A 3452-nucleotide genomic window follows, 5' to 3' on the forward strand; every position below is an offset into this window, starting at 1 on the left:
TAGCCCAATGGCACTTACTAAACGAATTCACCCTCCCCCTGAGAGAGTCGAGCGAAGCGAGGGGAGGGCTACACACCGGGTTTTAGGTTCGCCCTCCCCGGCCCGAAGCGGGCCGCCCCTCCCATAGGAAGGGTAAAGTAAGTGCCATTCGGCGCACAGACGCATGGAACGCCCCAGAGGAGTGAGAGGCACAGTGCAAAGCAGTTGCCTTGCCTCTTCCCATTCGCTGCCCGCACCCCCGTTGCTCTGCATCCCCGCGACTCCCCGCCTCTGCGTCAAATTTCAATCGCGATCGCGTCCAGCAACTCAACGATTCCAAGCCAGCGCGCAAACAGTTGAGGACAACTGTTCCACTCTGCCGCCAGCAACGACTGACTCGGCACTCACCTCGGTGGAGGACCACCGAGCGACAGGCACTCAGTACCCAAGCCCCGGTCCATCCAAGCAACTCGTCGGCACGCTACCGCCGCGGACCTCAAACATCGGTCCGAACTTCGCCATCCATTCCGCGTTGCCCTCGGGGCAATACTGGCGTCCATTGCTCTCCACCGCGGCCACGCCAGGAATGTGAGCCGACAACGACGCTGAGTGCAAAAGCGATGCACCCACACAGGTCAAATCCTGGACGCACAAAAACAACTTCTCGTGCACCGCAACAGCCCCCAACAACAACGCCTCCGCGTGTCCCTTGCAAGCCTTCAACGCAATGCCGCTGTAACCTTGCGAGACCGCCAGGTGAAGGCTCTCCAACCCCGTCAATGATTCATCGATCACCACTGGGATTCTCGCCGCAGCTTGATGCATCGTGACCGCGCCCGGCCGTTTCAAATCGCGATGCGTTGGCTGTTCGATGTACTGAATCCGCTCAAACGCTTCCGGGCATTCCGATTCGAGTCGATCCAGCAAACCCAACACATACGCTTCGTCCTCGCAGCGTTCGTTGAAATCCAACGAGAACCACCACGGCTTCCCCGTCGACGCACCGCGATCCGTCGTCTCGTTGGCAACGGTGTTGATGTCGCGAACTCGGCGGAAATCCCAATCCGCATCGTCGCCATTCAGCTTGATCTTCAGGTGAGTCAACTCGTTGCGAGTGATCCACTCACCGAGCGTTTCCGGCAATCCGTCGCCAACAGGCTTCGCCAGGTCTTCAGCCGTCAAAGGATCCAACGCCCCGACCAAGTGATACAGCGGCAACGTCGCGACGGGCGACTGAGAGATGAAGGAATCCAATCGCAAACCAGCATAGCGATCGTCGCCAGTCAACTGCCCCAAATCCGGCGGAAGATGCTCGGCTGACAGCAAGCTGTAACTGCTCTGCCCGGCCGCTTTCCCGTGAGCGTCAAACAAAGCGGCTTCGATCGGCGACGCGGCCAGCAGGATCGCCAACTCTGGAATTGGCTCCGTCAACTCATGGCCTCTCGCCACCGCGTCCACCAACTCGTCTCGGCGACTGGCAAGTTGAAGGCAAATTTCCATTGGATGCCCGGCGAGCGTTCCCGACGCCTCGTTCACTTGCGCGGCCATTCGGCTGGCCAATTCTAAAACGACCTCCAACTTCGTGTCATCGGTGAGCGACGCATCGGGCCACGCCCAAGTCACTCCCATCGTCATGCTGCCCACACCGATTTTGTCACCCTCGGCGACCTGGCCGGCTAGGTTCGTTGCGGTGCACTCGGCTGTCAAAACCGTGACCTCTTCCACCACTCGCCCGCCGAACTTCATCGGCGTTCGGTAGCGATAGGACTCGGATTGCAACGCCAGCGAAAACTTTTTGAGAGCCGTCGGAGCAGGATTCGCGGGAAAAGAGAGAGACTTTGGAGCGGACAAGGCGGGACTCGAGGTGCAAGGGACAAAGTGATTTTGCCAGCAGTTTAACGCAACCGCTCCCCTTCAATGCAGCACCACAAAAGCAGAATTCCAGCGAAACGATTGCCTTCGTTCGCCAATCTGGTTTACAATGAGAACCCGACAACAGGGTAAGAATCCACGTCATCCCGTTTCCCTGTCCGTTCGCCCCGCCCCTCACCACACGCCGCCTGCCCACCGACTCGTCATGAACGCAAAACGAACAAGCCGTCCAGGTAACTTTTGTGGTCGAACCCGCCGCGAATTCGTGTGGGAAACCGGGTGCGGCTTTGGTGCCGCTGCACTCAGCTCGATGTTGGCGTCCGATGGATTGTTGCCACACGCTTCGGCCTCGCCTGCGTCCCAAGTTGCTGGCTCAACTGGACCGATGGCGGTCAAACCACCGCATTTCGCACCGAAAGCCAAGACGGTGATCTTCCTGTTCATGTATGGCGGCCCCAGCCACATCGACACGTTCGACCACAAACCCGCCATGAAGGGCATGGACGGAAAAACCGTCGACGTCAAAACGTTCGGCCGCGGCGGACACAAAGCCGGCGGCCGAATCGTTGAACCTCGCTGGGATTTCGCTCCCCACGGCGAGTGCGGCAAAATGGTCAGCACGCTGTTCCCCAACGTCGCCAAACACGTCGACGACATCGCCTTCCTGCATTCCATGACCGCGGACTCGCCAATCCACGGCTCCGCCATGCTGATGATGAACAGCGGCAAAATTTTGTCTGGTTCACCAGCCCTGGGGTCCTGGCTGACGTATGGACTGGGCAGCGAAAACCAAAACATGCCCGGCTTCGTCGTGATGCTCGATCCAACCGGCGGTCCGATCAGCGGTGCAAAAAACTGGTCCAGCGGTTACATGCCCGCCACCTACCAAGGCACGGTGTTCCGCACCGAAGGCAATCCAATTCTGGACCTGAACCCGCCTTCAGATTTCCCGCCTGGACTGCAACTCCGCCTGATCGATTCCATTCAAGACGCCAACCGTCGGCACCTCGCTCAACACGTTGGCGAAGAACCCTTGGCCTCGCGAATCTCCAGTTACGAACTGGCCTACCGAATGCAGTCCGCTGCACCGGAAGCCGTTGACCTCTCGGACGAAACCGAAGAAACGCTCGCGATGTACGGCGTCAACAACCCCAAGACGCAAGCCTTCGGAAAACGCTGCTTGCTCGCACGTCGCTTGGCACAGCGTGGCGTTCGCTTCATACAGCTTTACAGCGGCGGTGCCCACAACGACGACAACTGGGACGCTCACGGCGATCTCGAAATCAACCACAACAAACACGCCGGTGCGACTGACCAGCCCATCGCAGCGTTGCTGGCCGATTTGAAACGAACCGGCATGCTGGATGAAACCCTCGTCGTTTGGGGCGGCGAATTCGGACGCCAACCCACCGCGGAATACGCCAACGGCAGCGGCCGATACCACAAGGCCTACGGATTCACCATGTGGATGGCCGGAGGCGGAATCAAAGGCGGCATCAGCCACGGAACAACCGACGAACTCGGTGCCGCGGCGGTCGAAAACCCGCTGCACGTTCGCAACCTGCACGCCACGATCTTGCACCAAATGGGACTCGATCCAA

At 59.4% G+C, this 3452-nt stretch carries 2 protein-coding genes; one reads left to right on the forward strand and one right to left on the reverse strand.

The annotated features are described in order from the left end of the window. Window positions 1-417: 417 nt before the first annotated feature. Window positions 418-1830 carry an enolase C-terminal domain-like protein gene (locus tag ACF8AM_RS01925; RefSeq protein ID WP_392554016.1) on the reverse strand — a complete coding sequence of 471 codons (1413 nt, stop codon included), beginning with the start codon at window positions 1828-1830 and terminating at the stop codon, window positions 418-420. A 226-nt stretch (window positions 1831-2056) separates the two neighbouring features. Between ACF8AM_RS01925 and ACF8AM_RS01930 the strand changes: the two genes are divergently transcribed. Beyond that, on the forward strand, window positions 2057-3452 hold a 1396-nt coding region (locus ACF8AM_RS01930; protein WP_392554017.1), incomplete at its 3' end, for a DUF1501 domain-containing protein.

Source organism: Rhodopirellula sp. JB055 (assembly GCF_043100905.1).
Taxonomy (GTDB): Bacteria; Planctomycetota; Planctomycetia; order Pirellulales; family Pirellulaceae; genus Rhodopirellula.